Origin of the sequence: Dactylosporangium vinaceum (assembly GCF_019904175.1) — a bacterium.
Taxonomy (GTDB): Bacteria; Actinomycetota; Actinomycetes; order Mycobacteriales; family Micromonosporaceae; genus Dactylosporangium; species Dactylosporangium vinaceum.
In genome coordinates, this window is sequence record NZ_CP061913.1 from 10,269,015 (window position 1) to 10,294,331 (window position 25,317).

A 25,317-nucleotide genomic window follows, 5' to 3' on the forward strand; every position below is an offset into this window, starting at 1 on the left:
CAGGCGCTCAGGAGTGACTGCCGGCGCGGGCACCGGGGCGGGCCCGCGCCACAAGGGTGTCGTCTGTTGCAATAGTGTGTGACACACACTATCGTGTGATGCATGCTCGACGATGAACTGGTCTCGGGCCACCTTCAGGAACTGCGGCGCGGCACGGTCGTGCTCGCGTGCCTGCTGATCCTCGGGCGGCCGAACTACGGATACGCGCTGCTCGACACGCTGGAGCGCAGCGGGTTTGCCGTTGACGCCAACACGCTGTATCCGCTCCTGCGCCGGCTCGAGAAGCAGGGGCTGCTCACCAGCGACTGGAACACCGAGGAGTCGCGGCCCCGGAAGTTCTACCGCACCAGCGACCGCGGCGCGGCCCTCGCGGAAGCCCTGCGGGCGGACTGGGGCCAGCTCACGAGCGCATTCAACGCCCTCACCGACAACGCGACCGTCCCGAAAGGCGGCGAGTCATGACCGTTGCGACAACCACCCTCACCGATCGCTACGTCGAGGCCACACTGCGGCGGCTGCCCGCCCGCCAGCGGCCCGACATCGAGCAGGAGCTGCGCGCCTCGATCGCCGACGCCATCGAGGACCGGGTCGAGACCGGGGCCGAGCTCCCGGACGCCGAGCGCGCGGTGCTCACCGACCTCGGCGACCCGGCCCGCCTGGCCGCGGGCTACGCCGATCGCCCGCTGCAGCTCGTCGGCCCCGACCTGTTCCTGGACTACACGCGCCTGCTCACGACCCTGCTCGCCGTCGTCGTGCCGGCGGTGGCCGGCTTCACCGGGCTCATGCGCACGCTGGCCAGCGACAGCACGGCGACTGACGTCATCGTGGCGACCGCCGGGGCCGCGATCAACACGGCGGTTCACGTCGCCTTTTGGACGACGCTCGTCTTCGTCCTGCTGGAGCGGACCGGTTCCCGGGCCGCGCTGAGCCGGGCCTGGACCCCGGCGGCGCTGCCGGAGCAGCCGAGCCGGCGCGCCCGCAACGCCGAGCTGACCGCCGAGACCCTCCTGCTCGTGCTGATCTCGACGTTCATCCTGCTGTCCCCCGGCCTCAGCCCGCTGCGCGACGCCGACGGGGAGCCGATCGCGATGTTCGCGCCCTGGCTCTGGAAGACCGGGGTGGTGTACCTCTTCATCGCCCTCGGCGTCGCGAACCTCGCCGCCTCCTTCGCGAAGTACCACGTTCGCTGGAGCGTCCCGCGGGCCCTGGCCGGCGCCCTGGTCAACGTCGGCGGCGCGCTCGTGCTGGTCTGGCTGGCGGCCGGCGACCACATCGTCAACCCGGCGTTCGCCGAGGCCGCCGGCTGGGGCCCGGGCGTGGTCCGCTGGATCAACTACGGGCTCGTGATCGCCGGCGCGCTGTCGGTCGGCAGCGCCGTGCTGGAGAGCCTCAAGCTGGCCCGGCGGCGGTCGTGAAGGCGATAGTCCAGGACCGGTACGGCGACGCCGGTGTGCTGCACCTCGCCGAGGTCGAGCGGCCGGTGCCCGGGGCCGGCGAGGTGCTGGTGCGGGTGCACGCGGCCGCGCTCAACCACGGCGACCGGGTCGACCTGCACGGTGAGCCGCGGATCGCCCGCCTGCAGCTCGGTGTGCGCCGCCCGAAGGTGGCGATCCCGGGCCGTGCGGTCGCCGGGACCGTCGAGCTGGCGGGCCCCGGTGTGCCGGACTGGGCGCCGGGCGACGCGGTGTTGTGCGAGACGAGCAAGCGGGGCTTCGCCGAGTTCGTCGCCGTGCCCGCGGCCAGGCTCGCCGCGAAGCCGGCCGCGGTGACGTTCGAGCAGGCGGCGACCCTTCCGGTGTCCGGCACCACGGCATTGCGGGCACTGAGCACAGTCGACGTCGACGAAAATCGGCGATGCAAGGTGCTCGTCAACGGGGCGTCCGGGGGCGTCGGCACGTTCGCGGTGCAGCTCGCCCGGTTGGCCGGCGCGACTGTCACCGCCGTGTGCAGCCCGCGCAACGCGGACCGGGCCCGTGCCCTCGGCGCCACCGAGGTCATCGACTACACGCGGGACGACTTCACCAGGGGCGCCGAGCGCTACGACGCCGTCATCGACCTCGCCGGCGGCTACACCGTCGCGGGCATGCTCGGCGTCCTGACCGAGCGCGGCGTCTTCATCGGGTCCAACGGCACCGGCGGCCCCGTGCTCGGCCCGCTCCCCCGCCTGGCCACCATCCTGACCTGGTCCATCTGGCGCCGCGGGAAGGTGAAGGTGCTGCTCAACCGGCCCGACCCGGCCGACCTGACCACCCTGGCCGCGATGGTGGCCGACGGCCGGCTGCGGCCCGAGATCGAGCGGGTCCTGCCGCTCGCCGAGACGGCCGCCGCGCTGCGCGCGATGGAGACCGAGCACGCCCGCGGCAAGATCGTGCTCACCGTCTGACCGCTGCAACTTCCACGACCCGGACCGGGCGCGGCCTGCGCTGACCGACAGTCACCTTGACAGCCTTCGAAATATTGCCTGACCCTCGGCGCAATATTTACATCCGGCCCGCCCCAACCGGACCCATCCGGAAGGAGAGCCCTGGTGAAGATCAGCTCGGGCCGCCCCGCGGCCCGCCTGACGCTCGTCGGCCTCGCGGTCGCGGCCCTTGTCGCAGGCGCGGGTGCACTCGTCGTGCACACCACCGTCGCCAGCGCCGCCAGTGCCGGTGTCGAGGACGAGGGCGCGAACTGCGCGGTGCCCGCCCTGCCCGACGCCGGCTCGCTGCCCACCAGCGCGAAGCTGCCCGACCCCTTCAAGAAGCTCGACGGCTCCCGCATCACCACCAAGTCCGACTGGACCTGTCAGCGCGAGCTCATCAAGAAGCTTTCGGAAAAGTTCGGCTACGGCGAGAAGCCGGCAAAACCGCAGAGCGTCACCGGTACCGTCAGCCGCACCTCGATCACCGTGAACGTCTCGAACGCCGGCAAGAGTTCCAGCTTCTCGGCGAGCGTGGACGCGCCGAGCGGCAACGGGCCGTTCCCCGCGGTCGTCGTGCTCGGCGGCTTCGGCGCCGACACCGCCGCCATCAAGGCCGCGGGCGCCGCGGTCATCAACTACGACCCCTACGCGGTGGGCAAGGAAGGCACGCCGCGCACCAACAAGCAGGGCGCGTTCTACAGCATCTACGGCGCCAACAGCCCGACCGGGCTGCTCATGGCCTGGGCGTGGGGCGTCAGCCGGATCATCGACGTGCTCGAGCAGTCCGGCGGCACGGTCCTGCGCGGCGACGCGACGGGCGTGACCGGCTGCTCCCGCTTCGGCAAGGGCGCGTTCGTGATCGGCGCGTTCGACCAGCGCATCCAGCTGACCATGCCGATCGAGTCCGGCAGCGGCGGCGTGCCCATCTTCCGCGGCATCCCGGGCGAGGGCGCGCAGAGCCTCAGCAGCGCATACGGCGAGCAGCCGTGGCTCGGCGACGCGTTCGGCTCGTTCACGGGCAGCCCGGCCCGGCTCCCGGTGGACACCCACGAGATGGTGGCCATGGTCGCCCCGCGCGGCCTGTTCATCATGGACAACCCGCACATCGTCAACCTCGGGCCGAAGTCGGCGAGCGTGGCCGCGCTCGGCGGGGCGGAGGTGTACAGGGCGCTCGGCGCCGGCGACAACATCACCTACTGGTCGGACATCCAGAACGGCACGCACTGCGCCAACCGGCCCGAGTGGAGCGCGCCGCTGCAGCAGAACATCCAGAAGTACCTGACCAAGACCGGGAACTCGCCCGGCTCCTTCCACATCTCCAGCAAGGCGGCGGGCAACCTGGCCGAGTGGCGCGACTGGACGACGCCGACCCTGAGCGGCAGCACGTCGAGCCCGTCGACATCGATCTCCCCGTCGACATCTCCGTCGACATCGACCAGCGCGTCGACATCTCCGTCGACATCGACAAGCCCGTCGACATCCCCGTCGACATCGACGAGTCCTTCGCGATCGCCGTCGACATCGACGAGCGGCGGCTGCACCGCAACCGCCTCCGTCAACCAGTGGACGGGCGGGTTCGTGGCCACGATCCGGGTCACGGCGGGCGCGTCGGGCATCAGTGGCTGGACCGTCGTGGGCGCGCTGCCGTCCGGCGCGACGATCACGAGTGCGTGGAACGCCAACCGCAGTGGCGACAGCGGGGCGGTGCAGTTCACGAACGTGCAGTACAACGGCGCGGTCCCGGCCGGGCAATACACCGAGTTCGGGTTCCAGGGCACCGGGACGGGCACCGGCCTGACCACGGGCTGCACCGCGCGCTGACGCGGCACGGGCGGGCCGGGACGCACCCGGCCCGCCCGTCGCGCTCAGTTCACCGTGACCGAGAAGCTGTGGTACGTGGAGATGGTGCCGTCGGCGTAGCGGACTGCGACGTAGAAGTACGTCGAGCCCGACTCCGCCGGCGTCCAGTGGATGCGGGCCCGGCCGTCGGCGTCGACCGGGACGAGCACGTGGGTGCTGTCCTGGCTGGTGGAGTACTCCACGCTCTGGGCACCGTGGACGTTGAACGGCGAGACCGTGAAGACGCCCTCCTGGCCCACGCCGCCGCCGCTGCCCTCGATCGGGTAGACGCCGTCGGACTCGACGCTCGGCTCGTCGACGACGAAGAAGTACGACGTCACCGTGTAGTACTCGGTGCCGCTGTCGTCGAGGCCGGTCCAGGTGAGCTCGTGCTCGCCCATCCGCAGCGCCGGCAGCGGGGCGTCGACGATGCCGTCGGCGCCGAAGGTGGCGGTGCGGACCTCACCGCCGTCGGCCGAGTAGCGCACCCGGGTCAGCCCGCTGCCCACCTGGCTGGTGAAGTGCATCGTGACGATGACGCCGGACGAGGCCGGGTCGGGCACCTGGGCGATCGACCACGCCGAGACCGAGACGTCCCGGACGTTCATCTGGTACTGCTTCTGGGCCGAGTTGCCGGCGCGGTCGTAGGCGGTCACGGTGAGCGTCTGGGGGCCGACGCCGAACGGGCGGTACTTGAACGTGGCCGTGCCGTCGGGGTTCGCGGCGACGTAGGTCCCCCCGAACCGGCCGCCGTAGCGGTAGCCGACGACGTCGGTCGAGCCGTTCGGACCGACCACGAACGTGCCCTCGACCGCCGGGCCGCCGGTCGGGGCCGGCGGGTTCTCCGGGAACTCCACCGAGGACACCGTAGGAACGTTCGGCGCCGTGCGGTCGATGACGAACGCGCAGTCGGCGCTCCACGGCGAGTAGGCCCGCCCGTCGTACGTGCGGGCGTGCCACGCGTAGGCGCCCTCGGCCAGCGTGCGACCGGGGATGCTGCCGAAGCCGAAGACGCCGTCACCACCGCTGCCCTGGAACGTCGTCACCGCCGTCCGGTGCGCGGGGTCCGCCGCCGGCCAGTACTCGATCTCGGATTTGAGCCCGTCGCTCGGGTTGGTGTCCGGGTCGCTCTGGTCGGCGTACACGGTGAAGTCGGAGGCCGAGTAGTGCGTCCCGGCGCTGCAGAGCGCGCTGTCGTAGCGCGTCTTCACCGGCTTGTCCGGCGGCTTGTTGGTGAGCTCGATCTGCAGGTGGAAGTCGTTCTGCCCGAGCCACTGCCCGGACGTCGGCCGGCTCTCGTCGACGTCCGGCACCGCCACCTCGACCCAGAGCCGGCTCGACTTGACCGCGAGGGCCTTGTCCAGCCCGGCGGTCAGGTCGAAGGTGACCCGCTGGAGGCAGCCGGAGCCCTCGAACACCGGCCTCACCGCCGAGCCGGCCGCCTTCGGGGGCTTCTGCCAGGTGTTGTTCGCGGCGAACTCGTTCGTCGGCTGCGCGTAGAGCGACTTCGGCTTGGTGCAGTCGCTCGATCGGTCGCTCAGCACCAGGTGGGACGAGCTGAGCCGGGCGCGCTGGACGCCGTTGACGTCGAAGCCGAAGTACACCCGCGTCTTGTGCACCTTCTGGTCGATGAGCGTGTTCGTGCCGACCGGCAGGTCACCCGTCGGATAGAACGTGGTCGTCTTCGGCTGGGTCGCGTCGGTGTACGCGATGAACGCCGGCGTGAGGTTGTAATGCGGCTCGGCGGCGTCGGCCGGGCTGCTCACCACGACCGATGCGGCGGCCGTGAGCGTCGTGGTGAGCAACGCCGCCCGCAGGATTCTGCGCACGGGACATCCCTTCCATAGTGGAGGGTGAGGATGAAACGGCTGCGAGCGTAAGCGATGGCCGCCAGGCGGCGCTGACCCGTTTTTCGATCAGTTTTCAAGAAGCAGAGCCGGCGGGGGTACTTCTAGCATGGGAAACGTCCCGATCCTGCTCGGTTTCGCCAGTTAGGGGATTTTCCGTCATGCCAGCGAAAAAGCGCACCGCCACCACCTCCGCGGGCTCGTCCTCGGCCTTCAACGCCGAAGAGCGCGCGGCGATGAAAGAGCACGCCGCCGAGGTCCGCGCCTCCGCCCGGCGCGGCTCGAAGGCCGACAAGGCGGCCGAGGACCTGCAGGCGATGATGGACAAAATCGCCGAGATGGAGCCCGCCGACCGCGACATGGCCGGACGCATCCACACCCTCATCATGGAGACCGCCCCGGATTTGATCCCGAAGCTGTGGTACGGCATGCCCGCCTACTACAAGGGCCCGAAGTCCATCTGCTTCTTCCAGCCGGCCACCAAGTTCAAGACGCGCTATGCGACGCTCGGCTTCAACCACGACGCCGCCCTTGACGACGGCGACCTCTGGCCCGTCGCGTACGCCGTGAACGCCCTCACGCCGGCCGTCGAGTCGCGCATCGCCACGCTCATCAAGCAGGCGGTGAGCTGAGCGACCCGGGGTCGCTCGACGCCCGGACTCGTACGATGGACGGGTGCGATCCGGGGAGCTCGTGCGCGTTGCCGGGGCCGTGGTGGACGTGGCCGTCCCGGCTGGACAGGTCGCGCCGGGCCGGCGTGGCGCCGTGGGGGCCGGTGTGGTCGGGGCCCGCGTGACTGGGCCCTTGGCCGGTGTCGCCGGGGCCCGGGCGGCTGGGGTCGGGAGCGCTGGAGTCGGGAGCGCTGGAGTCGGTATGCCCGGGGTCAGCATGGCCGGGTTTCGCAGCCGAGGGGTCGCGGCGATCGACATGCAGGTGATTCCGTATCCGGCGGTCACGCTGTTCATCGACTTCGGTGCCGCGCTGCTCGTCGATGACGGGCGGGGTGAGCGGCGGCACGGGGGCGGGGTTGTGCTCGGGATGGAGCCCGGGCGGATTCGTGGCTGCGGGCGGGATATCGAGGTGCTGCAGGTGCGGCTCTCGCCGGCCACCGCGCGCGCGGTGCTCGGCGGCCTGGGTGGCGGTGGGGCGGAGGCCCGGCGCGCGGACTGGGCAGGAGGCGTTGCCAGGGCCGGGCGCTTGGACTGGGCAGGAGGTGTTGCCGGGGCCGGGCGTGCGGACTGGGCAGGTGTTGCCGGGGCCGGGCGTGCGGACCGGGCGGAAGGCGGTGCCAGGGCCGGGGCGGCGGCTGGTGTGGAAGGCAGCGTGGGGGTCGTCGCGTTGGAGGAGTTCTGGGGGCGGGACGCGGGGCGGGTGCGGGAGCGGTTGCGGGCGGCCGGGTCGTGGGAGGAGCGGTTCGCGGTCATGGAGGCGGTGCTGGCCGGGCGGTACGAGGCGGCGCGCTCGCTGGACCCTGAGGTCTCCTACGTCTGGGAGCGGATGGTGGCGAGCGGTGGGCAGGTGCGGGTCGACGGGCTGGCCGACGCGGTGGGGTGGAGCCGGAAGCGGTTGTGGTCGCGGTTCCGGGCTCAGGTCGGCCTGACCCCGAAGCGGGCGGCCACACTCATCCGGTTCGACAACGTGGCGCACCGCCTGGCCGCCGGGGAGGCTCCGGCCCGGGTCGCGGCCGACCACGGGTTCACCGACCAGTCCCACCTCTGCCGGGACGTCATGGCGTTCACCGGCCTGACACCCACAGCCCTGGCGACCGCACCCTGGCTCGCCGTCGACGACGTCGCCTGGCCCGCCGCCGGCTGAGGCTCGGCGCCTGCATCGGGGCGGAACTTTTTTGCAAGACGGTGGGTGGCGGACGGTCGATGCTGGCGGCATGAAGCTTGGCCGCGCTCCGCTGGGTACCCGCATCCTCCGGGACGGTCACGACTGGGAGGTCATGAGCAATGAGCAGGTGATCGCGGCCCGGGATAGGGCCAACCGGGTGGCGGCGTCACGGGCCGGGCGGGTCGTCACCGGGTTTCCGGATCGGCGGGCCCGCGTGGAGACTGTCGCGATCGAGCTCCCCGGGCGGCGGCTGTCGCTGCGGGTGCACCGGCCGAAGCGGGCCGCGCCGAAGGGGACGGGGCTGCCGCTTGTCGTCTCGTTCCACGGGGGCGGCTTCATCGGCGGGACGGCCGCGCAGAACGACTGGCTCAACAGTCACCTGGCCGCGCGCCTGCCCGCGGTGGTCGTTTCGGTGGAGTACCGGCTCGCACCGGTACACCCGCTGCCTCTGCCTGTGGATGACGGCTTCGACACGCTCACCCGGATCGTCGGCTCGGCGGCCGAATGGGGCGTCGACACGGGGGCCGTCGCGGTCGTGGGCGAGAGCGCCGGCGGCATGATCGCGGCGCTCGTCGCGCTGCGGGCCCGGGCGGACGGTCCGTCGCTGCGCGCGCAGGTGTTGAACTATCCGGCCACGGACTGGAGCGAGACGTGGGGCGACTACGCGTCGGTCGCGGAGCACGCCGACAGCCCGACGCTTTCGCTGTCCCGGCTGCGCGTGTCGCGGAGGCTGAGCCTGCCGCCGGCGCTGGACCCGCGTACGGTGTCGCCGCTGCTGTTCGCCGACCTCGGGGGGCTGCCGCCGACGCTCATCGTCACGGCCGAGCTGGACCCGGTGGCCGACCACGGCGCGCGGTACGCCGAGCGGCTGCGGCAGGCCGGCACCGCGGCCCGGCTCTCCTGCTATCCGAGGGCCACGCACGCGTTCCTGAGCACACCCGGCCTGGTCCCGGCCGCCCGACCCGCGCGCCGTGAAATCTTGACCTTCCTGCGCGACCAGCTCTGCGGTTGATGTATTGACATGGAACGAAGTTTCACGTGGGGTGGAGGCATCGCGTTTCCCCTTGAGTGTTTGGAGAACCCGAGTGCTCCCACGTGTGAAACGTTCCATCGCGCTGGGTGTTGCCGGACTGGCCGCGCTCGCGCTCGTGCCGCTCGGCAGCTCGCCGGCGGCCGGTGGGCCACTGCCCGATCCGGCCGTGGCCGTCGACGGCAATCTGCTGGCCAACCCCTCGTTCGACGTCGGCGATCAGGCGCTGCACCCGGTCGGCTGGACGATGACGAAGAGCGGGGCCAACGACGCGATACTCATCAGCACCGAGGCCAACCGCCACGGGGGCTGGGAGGCGCTGCGGGTCACCGACGCCACGCAGGCCGACAACATCTACGTCAGGCACTACGTCAGCGCGTACGGCGGGGTGAGCTACACCGCGAAAGCCTGGTTCAAGGGGGCCTCCGGCACCGAGGCGTCCCTCTATCTGGAGTTCTACGACGCCGCCAATGCGCGGATCGGGGTCAGCCAGACCACCCCGGCCTTCAGTACCTCCTGGCAGCAGGCCACGGTGACGCTCACCGCCCCGGTCGGGACCGTGCACGCGGCGGTGCTCATCTACAGCGGTACCAGCGTGCAGGGCGTCACCTATGTCGACGACGCCTCCCTGGTCGCCGCCGCGCCGGCCTACTCGGCGGCGCTCGGGACGACGCGCGAACTGTTCACCGACGACTACCGCATCGAGTCGGCGGTCAACGTCGGGCGCAAGGTGCACCCGGCCGTGAAGCGGGCCACGCCTGTCATCGTCCCGGACCAGCCGTGGGAGAGCAGCGACTACATCTACGGCTCGGTCGTCACCGGCAGCCCGGGCGCGGCGTACAAGATGTGGTACACGTGCTACAACGCGACACTGGCCTACCTGCTGTGCTACGCCACGAGCACCGACGGCATCACGTGGACCAAGCCCAACCTCGGGAAGTACACCTTCGAGGGCTCGACGGCCAACAACATCGTGGGCGACAAGGGCGGCACCGTCATCTACGACGCCGCCGCGACCGACCCGGCGCGGCGGTACAAGATGCTCACCTACATCGCCGCCGACGCCACGCACGCGACCATGGGCTACTACGCGTTCTTCTCGCCGGACGGCATCACCTGGACGCAGTTCGGCACCGCCCCGGTCCTGCCCTACGGCGACGTGTCGAACGTGAGCCTGGACGCGGCCGGCAACCGGTTCATCGCCACCACCAAGCAGCGCACCGTCGACATCTCCGCGTCGCCGGGCACCAACGACCGGATGGCCTGGGTCTCCACCAGCTCCGACTTCGTCACCTGGAGCGCGCCGCGGATGGCCGTCGAGGGCGACTACCGCGACGACGAGGCGGCCCGCGGTGCCGGTGGCCTGGAGTCTCAGGTGTACGGCATGCCGGTCTACCCCTACGAGGGCGTCTACCTGGCCATGCCGTGGATGTTCACAATCGTCGACAGCGGCGCGAACAACGCGGGCAGCGGCCCGATCGTGCCCCAGCTCGCCACGTCGCGCGACCAGGACCTGCTGCGCTGGTCGCGCCCGGCCCGCGACCCGGTCCTCCCCCTCGGCGACCAGGGCGCGTGGGACGACTCGATGATCTTCACGTCGAGCACGCTGCAGACCACCGCGTCCACGGTCTCGGTGTACTACGGCGGCTTCAACGTCGACCACGGCGGCGGCCCCGGCCAGACGGCGAAGATCGGCCTGGCCACCTGGCGCCGCGACGGGTTCGTCTCCCTGCGCAACGCGGGCGACGAGCCGGGCACGGTGACCACGAAGCCGGTCTCCTTCACGGGTAGCGCCCTGCACCTCAACACCGCAGTCATGTCCGGTGGCCTGGTGAAGGTCGAGGTCCTCAACTCCTCCGGCACCGTCGTGGCCACCGCCAACCCCGTCACCGGCGACCAGCTCGACGCCACGGTGACGTGGGCGAGCGGGGTTTCGCTGTCCAGCCTGGCCGGGCAGCAGGTGCGGTTCCGGTTCACCGTCGACGGCGCCGACCTGTACTCCTACTGGGTCGCCTGACCGGCCAGGACCTGCCGCTCGCCGGTTTCGGAGCGTTCGGACCTGCCTCTCGTCGTCGTTCGCGAGGCAGGTCCGCCGCTCTGGCTGCCGGTCCGGTCGCCGCTCTGGCTGCCGCTTTTCCGGCGCCACCAGTGTCGTGAGGCAAGCGCCGCGAGCCCGGCCCCGGCCGCGTTGAGCAGGACGTCGTCGACGGAGGACACGCGGTCGAGGCGGCACACGTACTGCGTCACCTCGACAAGCGCCGAGCAGGCCCCCGCCAGCAGCAGCACCCGCGACACCGACGCCAGCCCCGGGAACCGCAGCGGCCCGAAAAAGCCGAGCGCCGCGAAGACCAGCAGGTTGCCGACGATCCCGGGCCAGCCCATGGTGACGAGGTCGCGGAGTGGCACGAGGCTCACCCGCCCGGGCACGACGCCGGCGCCCGGCCCCGGCATGAGGGTCATCCAGAGGAACGGCACGGTCCCGTGCACCATGCCCACCTCGGCCAGCGACAGCCGCCAGGCGCCGGGCACCCCGAGCGCCCGCCGCAGCCCGGCCAGCGCGCACACGATGAGCCCGCTCACCGGCGCCAGGACAAGCGTCATGAGCACCAGGCCGTTCTCGGTGTCGAAGCATCCGTGCCACCGCCCGGCCAGGCAGACCGGGGCGGCCATCAGCGCCATGCGCCGGAAGGCGTACAGGACACCGGCCAGGCCGAGGACCGCGAGGACGACGAGGCCGATCCGGCGGATCGATGTCGACGAGGATGCGCTGTGGTTCACGCTCCCGATTCAACCGGAGGCGATGTTTCGGCAGCGTAAGGATTTTTGCTAACGCCCGGTTCACATCGGGATCAGTACGTTGCGGAGGGTCTGCGGTGGAGGGAGGCGGTGTCTACGATCGGCGGATGGTGATCGAGCGGGATGTTCAGGTAGCGGACGGCCGGACGTTGCGGGCCTTCGACAGCGAAGGCGACGGGCCGGTGGTGTTCTGGCACCACGGCACGCCGCACACCGGGGCGATTCTGGCGCCGCTGCTCGACGGTGCCGTGCAGCGGGGGCTGCGTCTGGTGACATATGCGCGGCCGGGGTACCGCGGGTCGACGCTGGTCCCGGGACGCGACGTCGCTTCGGCCGCGGGTGATGCCGCGGCGGTGGCGAGCGCGTTCGGTGTCGAGCGGTTCGCGGTCATGGGCGCGTCCGGGGGCGGGCCGCACGCGCTCGCCTGCGCGGCCCTGCTGCCGGACCGGGTGAGCGCCGCGGCGACCTTTGCCGGGCTCTCGCAGTACACCGGAGATGCTTCGTGGTTTGCCGACATGGCCGATGACCGGGCCCTCCGGGCGGCGCTCGAGGGGCGCGACGCCCGCCTGCGCCATGCGGAACGGGCGGAGTTCGATCCGGCGGTGTTCACTGACGCCGACTGGGCGACGCTCAACGGCGCGTGGGGCGCCCTCGGCGAGGACGCCGGCCGGGCCGCCGCGGTCGGGCCCGACGGGCAGGTCGACGACGACATGGCGTTCGTGTCACCGTGGGGGTTCGATCCGGCCGACATCGCGGTGCCGGTGCTGATCATCCACGGCGACGGGGATCGGATGGTGCCTCCGGCCAACGCCGATCGGCTCATGGCCGCGCTGCCGAAGGCCACCCGGTGGGAGCGGCCCGGCGACGGGCACGTGTCGGTCATGGCGGCGTACGGCGACGCGCTGGACTGGCTCGTCGCGCACTGAACCACGCGCCGGCGGCCGGCCTCCGAGACGCGAGCTGGGCACCGTCCGGTTCGGCGGACGATGCCCAGCTGCATGGTGGGACAGTTGAGCTCAGTGGCCCGCTCGGCGGCGGCCGACCAGGCGGCGCAGGCCGAGGCCCGCCACGAGCAGGAGCACGCCGATGCCTACCGTCGTGCTCGTCGCGTCGCCGGTCACGGCCAGCCCGCCGCCGGGCGCCGCCGCCACGGGTGCGGTCGGCACGGCCGAACCGGCTCCGGCGTCGGACGCGCCTGACCCGTTCACCGCACGGACCTGAACCTGATACGCAGTGCCGGCCGTGACGCCGGAGACGTTGCCCGTACGCCGGCCGCCCGCGGCGGTCGTGGCGAGTGTCGTCCAGGTGGCGCCGGCGTCGAGGCTCACCTCGTAGCCCGTGATCGGTGTGGTGCCGGCGTCCACCGGCGGCTCGAACGACACGGTAAGCGTGGTCCCGGACACCGCCGCCTGCACGTCCCGCGGCGCGCTCGGCGTCGCCGGCCCGATCCGGTCGATCGTGTTGTTGTCGCTGTGCGCGGCGAACACCACGCCCGCGTCGTTGACGGCGAGCCCCTCGGACTGGCGCATCGACGAGGCCAGGGCCGGGCCGTTGTACGTGGGCAGGCCGTAGGTGCCGGTGCCGGCGATGACTGTCAGCTGGCCGGCCGGGGTGATCTTCGAGATCTGGCCGGTGTCCCAGTTGGAGACGTACACGTTGCCGACGGAGTCGGCGGCCAGCCCGTTGGCGTGGCGCAGGGTGGTCGCGGTCGCGGCGCCGTCGGTGATGGTGCCGCTGCACGAGTTGTTCCCGGCGAAAATGCTCAGCGTCCCGCCCGGGGTCACCTTGAGCACGTCGCACGAGGTGGTGTCGGCGATGTAAAGATTCCCGGCGCCGTCCGTGGCCACGTTGTTCGGGCTCATCGGCGAGGACGTCGCGGGGCCGGGGACGTTGGGTCCGGTACCGCCGGTGCCCGCCACGATGCTCAGCACGCCGCCCGGCGTCACCTTGTACACGTTCTTCGGCGTCGAGTTGACGATGTAGACGTTGCCGGCCGTGTCGGTGGTCAGGGCGTACGGGATCGGGACCGGCGTGCTCGTCGCCGGGCCGGGCACCACGGCGCCGTTCGAGCCGTTGCCCGCGAAGTAGGACAGCTGCCCGGCCTGGTCGATCTTCACGACGCGCCGGCTGGCCGGGTCGGCCAGGTACACGTTGCCCGTGCTGTCGACGGCGAGACCCTGCAGCGCTTGGAACGGCGAGCCGGTGGCGACACCCGGGACGATGGCCCCGGTGGTGCCGTCGCCGGCGACGATCGTCATGGTGCCCGCCGCGTCGATCTTGTAGGCCCGCTTGGAGCCGTAGTCGACGAAGTACAGGTTGCCCGCGCCGTCGCGGCCGATCTCGTACGGGTAGTTCAGCGGCGAGCTCAACGCCGGCCCCGCCACCGCCGAGCCTGTCGTCCCGCTGGCGTTGCCGGCGATCCGCGTGATGACGGCGACCGGCGGAGGCGCCGCGGTCGCCGACGTACTCGGGGCCATGGCGACAATCGCGCCGACGGCTGCTGCCGCCGCGCTCCACCGTCGCCTGCTCTGCGCCTTCAATGTGCCTCCAGCTGTGGCCATGTTCTTCGGTCCTCAGCACACCAACGGCGGTTATGGGCGTTAAGTGACTTTTAACCGCATTTATCTTTTTGGGTACCGCGATACGGTGCTTCGATGACCGCGACGCAGGACGAGGTCCTGGGCTACTTCGACACGCTGTCGAACTGGGGCCGCTGGGGCGACGACGACCAACTCGGGACGCTCAACCACATCACCGACGAGGTTCGCTTGGCCGCGGCCCGCTCCGTCCGTCACGGCCGGAGCGTGTCGTGTGCGTGGGAGGTGGCCGGGCCGCAGGAGCTGGAGCGCTCGACGACGACCTGCCCGTGCGCCGCCGACATGCCGGGCGCCGAGCACATGCCGTCCCCGACGTTCCGCAACGACCGCCGCTGGGGCTTCTCGACCGAGCGGCTGGCCCTCACCTTCCACGGCAACACCATCACGCACCTCGACTCGCCCTGCCACATCTTCTGGGACGGCCTGACGTACAACGGCCGCCCGCACACCCTCGTCTCCCCCGAAACCGGCTCCTCCTGGGCCGCCGTGACAGCCGCCGCGAACGGCATCGTCACCCGCGGCGTCCTACTGGACATCGCCGCCGTCCACGACGTACCACGGCTCGCCCCGGCCCAGCCCGTCGTCCCCGCCGACCTGGAAGCCGCCGAGCAGCGCCAGGGCGTCCGGGTGAGGCCAGGCGACGCAGTACTCCTCCGAACCGGCCACGGCCGCACCCGCCACGAGTCCGGCCCCTCGACCGGCTTCACGCAGTCCGGCTGGCACGCCTCCTGCCTACCCTGGCTGCACGAGCGCAGCGCCGCCCTGATCGGCGCCGACACACCCCAGGACGTCCAGCCGTCCGGCTACCCCGACATCCTGATGCCGGTCCACTCCGTGGCCCTTGTCGCCATGGGCCTGTGGCTGCTCGACAACTGCGACCTCGAAGCCTGCGCCGAGACGGCAGCCGAACTGGGCCAGTGGGACTTCCAGCTCGCCGTGGCCCCGATCCGCTTCGCCGGCACCTCAGGCAGCCCGGTCAACCCGATCGCCACCTTCTGACCGGCCGTCCGCCCAGTGCCTGGACCTGAGGCACGGTTCGGGCAGCTCGACCGGCATTTCGGCATCCGCATACCGAGTCAGTGCGGGGGCCCGGGTGAGGGTTCGGTGCCCGCTGTCGTCTGCCGGAGCTGCGTGGTGCTCCGGCGCCGCGCCCGGGATGCGCGGAGATTCATCGTGTTGCCGCAGGTTTTCATGTCGTGCCAGACCCGGGTGCTGTTGCGTGACAGATCGTAGAACGCCGCGCCACAGGACGGATTCGTGCAGACTTTCAGCCGGCCCAGTATGCCCACATGGGACGCCAATAACGCCTCGAGGCACACCAGTGAGGCGACAGCGGCGGCGCCGCCGCCACCGGGCCGGTAGGACGGTGCGCCGGCGCGGAACGAGACATCGGCTTGCAGTGGGTACGGCGTAGGGTCCCCGGCTTCGCTCGTCAGCCAGCCCCGGACGCGGCTGCGTAGCTGCCGAAGCGGGGCGAGATCGCCGCCGGTGATCGTGATCTGGGGCGGGGTCTGGTGGGTCTGCTCGGCCCACCGGAGGAACCCATGAGCACCCCACTGACCGGCACTACCGCTCTTGTCACCGGAGCAAGCGGCGGTATCGGTGCCGCCACCGCGCTGTCGCTGGCCGCTCAAGGCGCCAACGTGGCCCTGGTGGCCCGGCGCAAGGACCGCCTCGACGAACTCGTCGGGCGCATCCACAGCAGCGGTGGCGTCGCGCTGGCGATCGAAGCCGACATCACCGACCGGCTGCAGGCCACTGCCGCGGTCGACCAGACCGTCGCCGCCTTCAACAGCCTGGGGATCCTGGTCAACAACGCCGGCATCATGCTGCTCGGCCCGGCCGACAGTGCCCCGGTGGAGGAATGGGACCGCATGATCGCGGTCAATGTGCAGGGCCTGCTCTACACCACGCACGCCGCACTGCCGCACCTGCTGTCCGCCGCCGAGGGCCCCCGGGGCACCGCCGACATCGTCAACATCAGCTCCCTGGCCGGCCGCGTCCCGATCGCCGGATCCGCGGTCTACAGCCTGACCAAGCACGGCGTCGGAGCGTTCAGCGAAGCTCTACGGCAGGAAGTCACGGGCCGCCACGTCCGCGTCGCGCTCATCGAGCCCGGCCCGGTCGCCACCGAACTGTTCACACATATCCGCCCCGAAATCCTGGAGGCCGGCAAGGAAGCGTTCGCGAACGCCACCCTGCTGCAGGCCGAAGACATCGCCGACACCATCACCCACGTCGTCACCCGACCGGCACGCGTCGTCATGAGCGAGGTACTGATCCGCCCCGACGGCAGCCAGTGGTAGACGTCGGGTAGGACTACTCAGCCCCGGGCGCCCCACCCCCGGCGATTATGCGCGGCCGGCATTCCGCAGGACTGGACCGTCGACCAGGACGCGCCGCAGACGGTCACCATGCATCGCCCCGACGCCGGCGAGTACCAACTCCCCGCAACGATGCCGCCACCTGGACGACCAGCCTGGAGCTCTCGCCCAGGCCAAACGCACCGTTACGGGCGTCGACCGTGAACCCTGACGGCGCGTTCGTGCGACGGCCGAGCCGCAACCAAACCGAAGCGGTGGAATACGCCGCCGCGCGACCCCTGCGTGATCGCCGGTACCCGCCCCGCGGGGACCGGCGAAGCTTCGGTCATGGGATGTTGATGACGTCTTCACAGCCGGTGCCGGTGAGCACGGGGTCAATGCCGAACGGTCCTTCATAGCCGCCGTCCGCGTAGTCGCCAGCGTTGCCGGTCACCGTGTGGATGTTGACGTGATTGTCGGCGCCGTCGCCGCACCAAATCGTGTCGGCACCGCCGTTGCCGCTGAGGATGTCCGCGCCGAGTTGGCCGTGGATGTCGTCGTCGCCGTCAAAGCCAAGGATGAGGTCGTCGCCTTTGCCGCCGTAGATGACGTCGCCGTTCGGGCTGCCGCTGATGCTGTCGTTACCATCGCCGCCGTCGATGGAGACATAGTCCTGGAAGTCGACGGTGCCGTTGGCGGAGATTTCGTCGTCGCCGGCTTCACCGCAGATGACGTCCTTCCCGCCGTTGCCGCGGATGGTGTCGGGGCCGGGCGAGCCGATGATGACGTCATCGCCGCTGGTGCCGTTGACCTCGTAGCCGTCGGCGGGGTCGGAGCCGTTGGGGACGCCGGCGGCGCTGGCGTAGATGACCGTGAGCGGATTGATGGGGTGCCCGAAGCAGTCGACAATGGCTTGCGGAGTCGGGGTCGACCACGCCGCGGGCGGGCCGGAAACGACGACCATGGTCACCGCGAGAAGAGGCGGCGCTAGGCGTAGGACAATTCGTCGAAGACCGGGGAACATGTCGAGCTCCTCTCAGCTGCGTCACCCTATGAGAGCGCGACCCTGAGCAACGCTCCAGGTACTTCGACGCTTACAGACCTGTGGCACTCCTACTCGGATGGACTTGCGCTGCCGCGGTAGGCGAGCCAGCCCGACATGGCCCGCACGCCGTGGGCGATGGCGCGCTCGTCCGGGTCGAAGCCGCCGAAGTGCGGGTAGCTCGTCTCGATCGACGCGCCTGGGCGGCGTACCCCCAGGAAGCTGTATGTCCCGGGGATCTGCCGGAGGAACACGGCGAAGTCGTCGCCGTTGAACGGGACCGAGGCGTGCAGCCGCATGACGGTCCGGGGCAGCTGCCGGCCCTCGGCGCGGGCGAGGCGCTCGTTGTTGACGACCGCGGGGAACGGCTCGCCGGCGTAGGTGACCGGGGCCGGGCCGGCGAGCCGCTGGAGCTCCTGCCGGACGGCGGTGTAGCGGCTCTCGGGCCAGCAGCGGTACGAGACCCGCACCTCGCTGCCGGCGGTCGATGCGTTCATGTACACGAACTCGGCGAGCGGGCCGTCCTGCGTCTGCAGGTCGGTGACGAGCTGTTCGATCTGCGCCGGGCTGCGCAGCGGGGCGACGGTGCCGAGCGCGTTGACGGCGGCGGCCAGCGACTGGGCGGCGTCGGGGTCGGCCGCCGTGATCGTGGCGTGGTCCTGGCCGGGCAGTCCGTAGCCGGGCATGACGGCACAGGTACCGACCGGCAGCGCCATGCAGTGCAGCGCGTGGATCTCGGCCGGGCGGGTGCGGTCCAGGACGTGGTCGGCAAGCATTGACGTGGCCCCGGTCAACGCCTCCTCACCCGGCTGGAACACGAACACGAACGTGCCCTCGAGGGCCCGGCGGCGCCGCGACAGCGCCTCGGCCACGCCGATGCCCACGGTGGTGTGGATGTCGTGTCCGCAGACGTGAGCCGGGTCGGGTCCGCCATTGATCTGACCCTGCGGCGGTACCGCATCCATGTCCGCCCGATAGGCGACGGTCCGGCCCCGGCGAGCCCCGTGCAGCACGCCGACGACACCGTGCCCACCGACGCCGGTCGTCACGTCAAGCCCCGCGGCCCGCAGGCGCTGCGCAACGACGCCCGAGGTGTACACCTCCTGCCCAGCCAGTTCCGGATGGGCGTGCAAGTCCCGGCGCAGCGCGATGAGATCCCCGGTATCGCGGCTGTTACCGATGCCCACGAACGGGATGAGCGAGGCGCCGAGCACGGCGCGACGGGTGATCGACATGCGCCTCAGCGTGCCCCACGGCTGCCGGAAGCACAGACCGGCCAACCCCCGAACCCTCGGCAGGGTTGTCCCCACCACCGACTGGCATGATCCGATGATGACCCGCGGAGCTCGGCTGCCGCGACCGACCTGTGCGGCCAGCCGGTCATCGCCGTGCACGTCAAGGGCCATCACGAGCTCGCCGTGAAGGTCGGCCAGGTTGCGCGCAGCGGCGATGCCGGAACGTCTCAGCCATCCGGATCTGCCGCCGATCGCTCACCAAACTCGGCGTGGCCTTGCGAGCTGAGTCCCGCACGAAGGCCTACGAGGAGCGCTCCGCGCTGCAGACATGCCAGCCGCTGGCCTGGACGAGGTCGAACCTCCAATGTTCGATCGCCGTCTGAAGTTGGCCTCTGGTCGTGGTGCTGAGCGTCAGATCGCTCGTGACCTCGGCATTGGTACCGTCGACTGTCGCGTTCAGGTTGGCGGTGTCGACAGTGATGGTGACACCGAACTGAGCCTCCCGTTGTTCGAGGGTGTTGACAAGGTCGTCGACGGCGGACAACTGCGGGGCGGTGCACTGCAGGCGTTGGGCCAACTGCGCGTTGTGCGTCTTGAACCGCGCGTCTATGTACTGCGTCAAGATTGCGGCCGGGCTGCCGGATGTGGAGTTGTCGCTACCGCCCGTCTTCGACTGCCACGGCCGCCAGATCGCACCGACAACGATGACCACCAAGAGTAGGGCCGCCACACCGGCGAGCAGCGCAACAGATTTGTTGCGGCTCTTACCTGATGGTGCCACCGGCAGGTTGCTGGCAGCTGTGCGCCCATCCATCGGTGGTACTGGTGCCGGTCCTTGCCCCGACACCGGTCCCTGTGCAGGAGCCGAGCCTGGAGCTGGTACCGCTGGGGCGGTGGTGGGTCCGCGGTGAGGAGGTGGCGCACCGGCCGGCGGGGCCGAGGGCCGGTGCGGCATTCGGGTGACGGCAGGGCGGTGCAGAGCGCCCTCGGCCACCACAAGTTCAGGCTGGTCGATGACCGTCGGCGCGATCCTCAGCGTGCGATGCAGCAAAGTGGACGCCAACGGCACCCGCGACGAGCCGCCGACGAGCAGCACCGCACCGATGCTCTCCGGCGAAACGGCTGCGGTGCGCAACACCTGCAGGGTGAGCGCCGCCGTCCGTTCGAGGTACGGCCGGGCCGCCTCCTCAAACTCGTGCCTCGTCAGGTGCAGCCGCTTGTCGACCAGCGGCAGCTGCAGATCGCCGGTAGCGTGCCGCGACAGCTGCTCCTTGACCGCACGGGCGCCCAGCCACAGCGTCTGCCGGGCCTGCTGGTCGGCCGGCGTCTGCGGCCAGTTGAGACGCTGCCACGCATCCGCCGCGCCGGACGTCAACTGCTGGGCGTGAGCGACAACCGCCGCGTCCAGATCCAAGCCACCGACATCGGGCAGCCCATCGCTGGCCGCCACCTCGAAGCCACCGGCACCCTGCCGCATGACGGTGACGTCGAACGTGCCCGCGCCCAAGTCATAGACCACCAGCGACCGACCCGGCGCGGTGCCACCTTGCAAGACACTCGCAAAGTACTGTGCCGCCGCGACCGGTTCGGCCACGAACGACACCGGCCCGAGCCTGGCCCGCGCGGCCGCATCGGCGAGCACCGCGAGCCTGGTTTGCGCCCATGCCGCCGGATGCGTAAGCACCACCGCAGCCGCGGGCCGCCCTGCCACCCGCACACACTCGACCGCGACCCGCTCGAAAACGGCCGCAATCACCTCCGGCACTGCGTACTCGCGCTCCCCGAGCCAGATCACCCCGTCGTCGATGCGCCGCTTTGGATTCGCCTCGAACGCCCCCGGCGCACCAACCGCCGCCCGCTGCGCGTCCCCGCCGACCAGCAGCCCTTCATCCTGCGCCAGAACCGCCGACGGCAGCAGCGGCGACGCATCGAACAACAGCGGCCGGATCCGCCCGTCGGGCGTACCGAGCATGGCGACGGTTGTGGAGGTGCCGAAGTCGATACTCAGCCGGTACACCCGTTCACCTTAAAGGGGCGTCTGGTACGTCGAAATCAGCCGAACCTGTGACCCCCGCGTCCGATATCCACCGACGGCTGGCCTGCTCAATGCGCAATTGCGCCCGCAACTGGCGAGGTCCCGGCTGACCGCCCGCCCAGACGGCTCGCAGTACGAAATCAATCGCGGGCCGCCCCCGGAGGCAGCGAGCGATCTGCTCAGCCACGCCCGCGCGCTCGGGCGGCACCGCATACCAAAGGTCCATTTCGGCCCTGTGCTTTCGCTGAACACGCTGGTGAACAGCAAGGAAGAACGCGCAAGACTGCAAGCTCTCAACGAAGAAGCGGTCGCCGGCGAAATGGAAGCAGACCCGGGCGCCGCCGCGAGCCCACACTGAGCGGCCCGGGACCACCAGCGGCGGATGCGGCCGGCAACGGAACAGCGCACACAGCGCGGCTCGGGTGATCATCCGAATCAACAGCTCGCGCACCCCAGGCCCGGATGCCGGCTCCGTCGAGTTTCCCGACACTCCGCCGCCCTCTACGTGGCCGCTCGTCTCGCTGCTCAACCCGGACGGGGTCGCGGTTCTCGCAATGAATCACACCCCCGACTTCAACCGGGCGCAGCCGGAGTACGACCCTCACCTGAACCAGCTCGCGGACGCGGCCGGCATCAAACCGCCGGTACACAACGACAACGGCACCGTCTCCTGGCCGAGCGGCGAGCCGCAGCTCTGACTGCGGTGACCCCGGGCGCCGCGCCACGCGGCGGCGGCGAGGTGCACAACCTGATCGACCCCTCCCCCACCGCCGCCGCGTGAAAGTGCAGTTCCCCTGCCGCGGCTGGGAGGACTAGGCGAGCCGGTAGCAGGCGACGTCTGTCGTCGGCGGAGACTCTGACCTCGGAGGTAGGGGAGCCATCCAAACGGGCCGAAAAGTGTCATACCCCGTAGGCAGGGTGACGACAAGCGGCTCAAGGACGCTGGCACACCGGCGTCGACGGGCCGGCTGAGCCTGCGCAGCGCAGGCAAGGCGGACGATCGGCAGGACCCGCGGGTGACATCAACTCAGCAGACCCCAGCGCGGCCGTACGGGCCGTGGGCTCCGCCGTCCTCGAGCGCGCTGGTGATGCCGTGGTGGAGACGGCGGTGAAGCGAAGCTCCCCGGCCGCGCCGAAGGCGCAGCCAGCCCACCTCTCACGGCCCGGCAGGGCGGGGCGCGGCCTATGAGGGGGTTCGGCTGGAGACGAAGTCTCCCCGGCGCGAGCGACGCGAGCAGGAATGACAGTCGAGCGGACGTTGCCCGATGCGAACCGGTCGATCACAGTTGCCGGCGCGAGCTTGGAAGCATGTTTGAGCTGTTCGCGGCGGCGCACCGCAGGCATCCCCCTCAGGTCGGCAGGGCGGTAACATGCCAAACATGAGCGCTGAGGCCGTCGGGAGGCATATGCCTTCAGTCGTGACGCTCGATGATCTTAGCGCGATGATGACCGCGGACGGTCACCATCGGTACGAGATCAGTCCCGAAGGGGTCTTGTCGATCATGCCGCCGCCCGGGTATGCCCACGCAATCATTGCGACTCGGCTGATGGGCTGGCTTCTGGCGGCAGGCATACCAGCGGGGCGGATTGCTCAAGCGGTCGGTCTGCGCATCGTCGGCCGGGCCGGTGGCGAAGGTGGGCGTATCCCCGACCTCGTCGTGTGGAGCAAGGCGCAGGCCGACGGTATCTGGCTCCCTGTTGCCGACGTCCTGCTGGTGGTCGAGATCGTCTCGCCGGGCTCCGAGGGTGTCGACCTTGTGACCAAGCGACGCGAATATGCGGCGGCCGGCATTCCGCGGTACTGGACCGTCGACCAGGACGCGCCGCAGACGGTGACGATGCACCGACTTGACACCGGCGAGTACCACCCGCACGCAACGATGCCGCTGGCCTGGGTGCTCAACACAGCACCCGCCGAGCACCTGGACGACTAGCCTGCTCCTCTGGGCGACAGACCTGCGAGCCATCCGCAGACGACGAGCGTAGTTCGGACGCCGACCGATGCTGCGGCGCCTCGGTGATCGGCTCAAGCCGCCCGAGGCTACCTGAACCACGCCGTCGCCGGAGGGGCCACCACCGAGCGGCAGGCGGCGGGGCTGAGCTCAGCCCCTTGTGGCCCCACGCCGGTGGCGCGGATCATGCGGGGGTGCGGGTGGAGGCGAAGCCTTCCCCGCCGCGCCAACGGCGCAATGTTGCAGTGGGGCGGGCGGGACTCGAACCCGCGACCAAGGGATTATGAGTCCCCAGCTCTAACCTGCTGAGCTACCGCCCCGAGCGTCGCAAGCTTACCGAGCCGCGCAAGTCCAATGCCGCCCCGCGACCGGCCCGCATGGTCGGGGACGAGAAAAAAGGCCTCCGAAGAGGCCCTGAATGCTCCCGCGATAGGACTCGAACCTATAACCTGCCGGTTAACAGCCGGCTGCTCTGCCAATTGAGCTACGCGGGATCGTTCTTCGCCCCCCGTGTCGTGCGAGGGCGACCGGGAAAGAGTACAGCACGAACCCGGGGGTCTCCGCCACCGGGTATCCCCATTCGGGTACCGCGGCGGAGCAACGGGGGCAAGATCCATGTGTCGGGACGACGATGGACGGGTATTACGAGACAGGCGGCGCACCTCTGTACCGATGACCGAGCGCCGCTGAGAGGGAGGTCGTCGCTATGCGCGGCAAGCTACTGTTCCTCGGCGGTCTGGCCGCGGGCTTTGTGCTCGGGTCCCGGGCTGGTCGGGAGAAGTATGAAGAGCTCAAGGCTACTGCTCTGAAGATCAAGGAGAGCCCGACGGTCCAGGAAGCGGCCGGGGTTGTCCAGGAGCAGGCGACGCGGCTCTACAGCGAGGGCAAGACGAAGGTCACCGACAAGCTGGCGAACAGCAAGCTCGCGGAGACCGAGGTCGGCCAGCGGTTCCTGAACAAGACGTCGGGCACGCCCGAGATCGAGCGGGACTACGCGACTACGAGCACCCCCTCATCGGGGACAAGCTTCTAAAATCGCCCGAAAGCGTAAAGGCCGGCCCCGACTGGGACCGGCCTTTACAGCGTTCAGGACGACGACGAGAACGCCGCGTCGAAGGCGGCCGACGGGGCGTCGAACGCCAGGCGGCGGACGAACTGCAGGGCCTCGGGCGCCCCGACCAGGCGGTCCATGCCGGCGTCCTCCCACTCGATCGAGATGGGGCCGCCGTACCCGATCGCGTTCAACGCCCGGAAGCAGTCCTCCCAGGGCACGTCGCCGTGGCCGGTGGAGACGAAGTCCCAGCCGCGGCGCATGTCGGCCCAGGGCAGGTGCGAGGCCAGCCGGCCGCGGCGGCCGTCGCCGGTGCGGACCTTCGCGTCCTTGCAGTCGACGTGGTAGATGCGGTCGGCGAAGTCGAAGATGAAGTTCACCGGGTCGAGCTCCTGCCACACGAAGTGTGACGGGTCCCAGTTGAGGCCGAACGCCTCGCGGTGGCCGATCGCCTCGAGGGTGCGCTTGGTGGTCCAGTAGTCGTACGCGATCTCGCTCGGGTGGACCTCGTGGGCGAACCGGACGCCTACCTCGTCGAACACGTCGAGGATGGGGTTCCACCGGTCCGCGAAGTCCTGATATCCCGCTTCGATCATTTCCGGGGGTACCGGCGGAAACATCGCAAGCGTGTGCCAGATGGACGAGCCCGTGAACCCGATCACGACGTCGACACCGAGCTTGCGCGCGGCCCGCGCGGTGTCCTTGATGTCCTCGGCGGCCCGCTGCCGGACGCCCTCGGGCGAGCCGTCGCCCCAGATGCGCGCGGGCAGGATGCCCTGGTGGCGTTGGTCGATCGGGTGGTCGCAGACGGCCTGGCCCACCAGGTGGTTGGAGATGGCCCAGACGTTCAGGTTGTACTTTGCGAGCGTCTCGCGCTTCCGGTCCACATAGGACTCGTCGGCGAGGGCCTTGTCGACCTCGAAGTGGTCGCCCCAGCAGGCGATCTCGAGGCCGTCGTACCCCCACTCGGATGCGAGCCGGCAGACTTCCTCGAACGGGAGGTCGGCCCACTGGCCGGTGAAGAGCGTGATTGGACGCGCCATGCTGCAGTCCTCCGGATGAAGGGTCCAGGCGCGAGGGAAACCTGTGAACAGTACGAGAAGCAGGTGGGTTGCGCCCCCACACGAGCAATCCTAGTGGTTTCCCGCCCGCCCGGACAACGCCCGCACCTGGCCCGACAGGCGTCGGCGTCGCCGGCCGGGCAGTGCGTACGCAGGGAACATCCGGGCGGGCGGGCCCCGAAGGAGGAGCCGGTCGGCGTCTCGGCCCCTCCCCCGCCCAGGCCGACGAGCGCAGCCGATCAGGTCGCCGCATGAAGCAACCCCTCCTGCCCCGGTATCCCCGTCCGCG

The 25,317-nt window shown here is 70.5% G+C and carries 23 protein-coding genes and 2 tRNA genes; 15 read left to right on the top strand and 10 right to left on the bottom strand.

What is annotated here, in order from left to right:
- Positions 1 to 102: 102 nt before the first annotated feature.
- From Dvina_RS46080 to Dvina_RS46095, 4 genes are all read left to right on the top strand, one after another.
- On the top strand, positions 103 to 462 hold the full coding sequence (locus Dvina_RS46080) for a PadR family transcriptional regulator (RefSeq protein WP_223097750.1): 360 nt from the start codon (positions 103 to 105) through the stop codon (positions 460 to 462).
- Complete coding sequence (locus Dvina_RS46085) at positions 459 to 1,415, top strand: permease prefix domain 1-containing protein (RefSeq protein WP_223097752.1); 957 nt, start codon at positions 459 to 461, stop codon at positions 1,413 to 1,415. The genes Dvina_RS46080 and Dvina_RS46085 overlap by 4 nt, the downstream gene beginning before the upstream one ends.
- Positions 1,412 to 2,383, top strand: a complete 972-nt coding sequence (locus tag Dvina_RS46090) for an NAD(P)-dependent alcohol dehydrogenase (protein WP_223097754.1) — start codon at positions 1,412 to 1,414, stop codon at positions 2,381 to 2,383. Before Dvina_RS46085 ends, Dvina_RS46090 begins: the two co-directional genes overlap by 4 nt.
- A gap of 144 nt (positions 2,384 to 2,527) precedes the next feature.
- Positions 2,528 to 4,225 (top strand): glucuronyl esterase domain-containing protein, encoded by a 1,698-nt coding sequence (locus Dvina_RS46095; protein ID WP_223097756.1) that lies wholly within the window; start codon positions 2,528 to 2,530, stop codon positions 4,223 to 4,225.
- A 44-nt stretch (positions 4,226 to 4,269) separates the two neighbouring features.
- Here Dvina_RS46095 and Dvina_RS46100 read toward each other — a convergent pair whose 3' ends face one another.
- Entirely contained in the window at positions 4,270 to 6,072 is a 1,803-nt protein-coding gene (locus Dvina_RS46100; RefSeq protein WP_223097758.1) for a hypothetical protein, read from the bottom strand.
- A gap of 179 nt (positions 6,073 to 6,251) precedes the next feature.
- Here Dvina_RS46100 and Dvina_RS46105 point away from each other — a divergent pair, with 179 nt between their 5' ends.
- From Dvina_RS46105 to Dvina_RS46120, 4 genes are all read left to right on the top strand, one after another.
- Positions 6,252 to 6,722, top strand: coding sequence for an iron chaperone (locus Dvina_RS46105; RefSeq protein ID WP_223097760.1), 471 nt, complete (start codon positions 6,252 to 6,254; stop codon positions 6,720 to 6,722).
- A 241-nt stretch (positions 6,723 to 6,963) separates the two neighbouring features.
- Positions 6,964 to 7,905: a helix-turn-helix domain-containing protein gene (locus Dvina_RS46110; protein WP_246655763.1), complete on the top strand. Its 942-nt coding sequence runs from the start codon at positions 6,964 to 6,966 to the stop codon at positions 7,903 to 7,905.
- A gap of 70 nt (positions 7,906 to 7,975) precedes the next feature.
- Positions 7,976 to 8,938 (top strand): alpha/beta hydrolase, encoded by a 963-nt coding sequence (locus Dvina_RS46115; RefSeq protein ID WP_246655764.1) that lies wholly within the window; start codon positions 7,976 to 7,978, stop codon positions 8,936 to 8,938.
- Between the two features lie 85 nt (positions 8,939 to 9,023).
- On the top strand, positions 9,024 to 10,973 hold the full coding sequence (locus tag Dvina_RS46120; RefSeq protein ID WP_223097762.1) for a hypothetical protein: 1,950 nt from the start codon (positions 9,024 to 9,026) through the stop codon (positions 10,971 to 10,973).
- On the opposite strand, the gene Dvina_RS46125 is transcribed toward Dvina_RS46120, so the two are convergent.
- Positions 10,958 to 11,734: a VanZ family protein gene (locus Dvina_RS46125; RefSeq protein ID WP_246655765.1), complete on the bottom strand. Its 777-nt coding sequence runs from the start codon at positions 11,732 to 11,734 to the stop codon at positions 10,958 to 10,960. The genes Dvina_RS46120 and Dvina_RS46125 overlap by 16 nt on opposite strands.
- A 125-nt stretch (positions 11,735 to 11,859) precedes the next feature.
- Between Dvina_RS46125 and Dvina_RS46130 the strand changes: the two genes are divergently transcribed.
- Positions 11,860 to 12,678: an alpha/beta fold hydrolase gene (locus tag Dvina_RS46130; protein WP_246655766.1), complete on the top strand. Its 819-nt coding sequence runs from the start codon at positions 11,860 to 11,862 to the stop codon at positions 12,676 to 12,678.
- A gap of 90 nt (positions 12,679 to 12,768) precedes the next feature.
- On the opposite strand, the gene Dvina_RS46135 is transcribed toward Dvina_RS46130, so the two are convergent.
- Positions 12,769 to 14,229: a fibronectin type III domain-containing protein gene (locus Dvina_RS46135; RefSeq protein WP_223097764.1), complete on the bottom strand. Its 1,461-nt coding sequence runs from the start codon at positions 14,227 to 14,229 to the stop codon at positions 12,769 to 12,771.
- Between the two features lie 177 nt (positions 14,230 to 14,406).
- Between Dvina_RS46135 and Dvina_RS46140 the strand changes: the two genes are divergently transcribed.
- Positions 14,407 to 15,348, top strand: coding sequence for a cyclase family protein (locus tag Dvina_RS46140; RefSeq protein WP_223097766.1), 942 nt, complete (start codon positions 14,407 to 14,409; stop codon positions 15,346 to 15,348).
- Between the two features lie 77 nt (positions 15,349 to 15,425).
- On the opposite strand, the gene Dvina_RS55885 is transcribed toward Dvina_RS46140, so the two are convergent.
- Positions 15,426 to 15,668 (bottom strand): CGNR zinc finger domain-containing protein, encoded by a 243-nt coding sequence (locus Dvina_RS55885; protein WP_380028566.1) that lies wholly within the window; start codon positions 15,666 to 15,668, stop codon positions 15,426 to 15,428.
- Positions 15,669 to 15,893: 225 nt separating this feature from the next.
- On the opposite strand from Dvina_RS55885, the gene Dvina_RS46150 reads away from it, so the two are divergent.
- Positions 15,894 to 16,655 carry an SDR family NAD(P)-dependent oxidoreductase gene (locus Dvina_RS46150; RefSeq protein WP_223097769.1) on the top strand — a complete coding sequence of 254 codons (762 nt, stop codon included), beginning with the start codon at positions 15,894 to 15,896 and terminating at the stop codon, positions 16,653 to 16,655.
- Between the two features lie 343 nt (positions 16,656 to 16,998).
- Here the strand turns inward: Dvina_RS46150 and Dvina_RS46155 are convergent, their stop codons facing one another.
- From Dvina_RS46155 to Dvina_RS46165, 3 genes are all read right to left on the bottom strand, one after another.
- Complete coding sequence (locus Dvina_RS46155) at positions 16,999 to 17,616, bottom strand: calcium-binding protein (RefSeq protein WP_246656675.1); 618 nt, start codon at positions 17,614 to 17,616, stop codon at positions 16,999 to 17,001.
- Between the two features lie 149 nt (positions 17,617 to 17,765).
- Entirely contained in the window at positions 17,766 to 18,929 is a 1,164-nt protein-coding gene (locus Dvina_RS46160; protein WP_223097772.1) for a M20 metallopeptidase family protein, read from the bottom strand.
- Positions 18,930 to 19,230: 301 nt separating this feature from the next.
- Positions 19,231 to 20,946 (bottom strand): Hsp70 family protein, encoded by a 1,716-nt coding sequence (locus Dvina_RS46165; protein ID WP_223097774.1) that lies wholly within the window; start codon positions 20,944 to 20,946, stop codon positions 19,231 to 19,233.
- A gap of 97 nt (positions 20,947 to 21,043) precedes the next feature.
- Here Dvina_RS46165 and Dvina_RS46170 point away from each other — a divergent pair, with 97 nt between their 5' ends.
- The 3 genes from Dvina_RS46170 (at position 21,044) to Dvina_RS46180 (ending at position 22,898) form a co-directional block, all read left to right on the top strand.
- Entirely contained in the window at positions 21,044 to 21,322 is a 279-nt protein-coding gene (locus tag Dvina_RS46170; RefSeq protein WP_223097776.1) for a hypothetical protein, read from the top strand.
- A gap of 196 nt (positions 21,323 to 21,518) precedes the next feature.
- Complete coding sequence (locus Dvina_RS46175) at positions 21,519 to 21,662, top strand: hypothetical protein (RefSeq protein ID WP_223097778.1); 144 nt, start codon at positions 21,519 to 21,521, stop codon at positions 21,660 to 21,662.
- Positions 21,663 to 22,343: 681 nt separating this feature from the next.
- Positions 22,344 to 22,898, top strand: coding sequence for a Uma2 family endonuclease (locus Dvina_RS46180; RefSeq protein WP_246655767.1), 555 nt, complete (start codon positions 22,344 to 22,346; stop codon positions 22,896 to 22,898).
- A 264-nt stretch (positions 22,899 to 23,162) separates the two neighbouring features.
- Here Dvina_RS46180 and Dvina_RS46185 read toward each other — a convergent pair.
- Positions 23,163 to 23,236: transfer RNA gene (locus tag Dvina_RS46185), tRNA-Ile, on the bottom strand.
- 101 nt (positions 23,237 to 23,337) lie between these two features.
- A tRNA-Asn gene (locus tag Dvina_RS46190) sits at positions 23,338 to 23,410 on the bottom strand.
- Between the two features lie 212 nt (positions 23,411 to 23,622).
- On the opposite strand from Dvina_RS46190, the gene Dvina_RS46195 reads away from it, so the two are divergent.
- The gene (locus Dvina_RS46195; protein ID WP_246655768.1) at positions 23,623 to 23,949 is read left to right on the top strand and encodes a hypothetical protein; all 327 of its coding nucleotides are present in this window, start codon (positions 23,623 to 23,625) and stop codon (positions 23,947 to 23,949) included.
- A 53-nt stretch (positions 23,950 to 24,002) separates the two neighbouring features.
- On the opposite strand, the gene Dvina_RS46200 is transcribed toward Dvina_RS46195, so the two are convergent.
- Positions 24,003 to 25,010 carry a sugar phosphate isomerase/epimerase family protein gene (locus tag Dvina_RS46200; RefSeq protein ID WP_223097780.1) on the bottom strand — a complete coding sequence of 336 codons (1,008 nt, stop codon included), beginning with the start codon at positions 25,008 to 25,010 and terminating at the stop codon, positions 24,003 to 24,005.
- Positions 25,011 to 25,317 lie beyond the last annotated feature (307 nt).

Excerpts from the sequence above, each read along its gene's own strand:
- Dvina_RS46080 (WP_223097750.1), top strand. The coding sequence starts at position 103 with ATGCTCGACGATGAACTGGTCTCGGGCCACCTTCAGGAACTGCGGCGC.
- Dvina_RS46085 (WP_223097752.1), top strand. The coding sequence starts at position 459 with ATGACCGTTGCGACAACCACCCTCACCGATCGCTACGTCGAGGCCACA.
- Dvina_RS46105 (WP_223097760.1), top strand. The coding sequence starts at position 6,252 with ATGCCAGCGAAAAAGCGCACCGCCACCACCTCCGCGGGCTCGTCCTCG.
- Dvina_RS46110 (WP_246655763.1), top strand. The coding sequence starts at position 6,964 with ATGCCCGGGGTCAGCATGGCCGGGTTTCGCAGCCGAGGGGTCGCGGCG.
- Dvina_RS46115 (WP_246655764.1), top strand. The coding sequence starts at position 7,976 with ATGAAGCTTGGCCGCGCTCCGCTGGGTACCCGCATCCTCCGGGACGGT.
- Dvina_RS46130 (WP_246655766.1), top strand. The coding sequence starts at position 11,860 with ATGGTGATCGAGCGGGATGTTCAGGTAGCGGACGGCCGGACGTTGCGG.
- Dvina_RS46135 (WP_223097764.1), bottom strand. The coding sequence starts at position 14,229 with ATGGCCCCGAGTACGTCGGCGACCGCGGCGCCTCCGCCGGTCGCCGTC.
- Dvina_RS46140 (WP_223097766.1), top strand. The coding sequence starts at position 14,407 with ATGACCGCGACGCAGGACGAGGTCCTGGGCTACTTCGACACGCTGTCG.
- Dvina_RS46150 (WP_223097769.1), top strand. The coding sequence starts at position 15,894 with ATGAGCACCCCACTGACCGGCACTACCGCTCTTGTCACCGGAGCAAGC.
- Dvina_RS46155 (WP_246656675.1), bottom strand. The coding sequence starts at position 17,616 with ATGGTCGTCGTTTCCGGCCCGCCCGCGGCGTGGTCGACCCCGACTCCG.
- Dvina_RS46160 (WP_223097772.1), bottom strand. The coding sequence starts at position 18,929 with ATGTCGATCACCCGTCGCGCCGTGCTCGGCGCCTCGCTCATCCCGTTC.
- Dvina_RS46175 (WP_223097778.1), top strand. The coding sequence starts at position 21,519 with ATGAATCACACCCCCGACTTCAACCGGGCGCAGCCGGAGTACGACCCT.
- Dvina_RS46180 (WP_246655767.1), top strand. The coding sequence starts at position 22,344 with ATGAGCGCTGAGGCCGTCGGGAGGCATATGCCTTCAGTCGTGACGCTC.
- Dvina_RS46195 (WP_246655768.1), top strand. The coding sequence starts at position 23,623 with ATGCGCGGCAAGCTACTGTTCCTCGGCGGTCTGGCCGCGGGCTTTGTG.
- Dvina_RS46200 (WP_223097780.1), bottom strand. The coding sequence starts at position 25,010 with ATGGCGCGTCCAATCACGCTCTTCACCGGCCAGTGGGCCGACCTCCCG.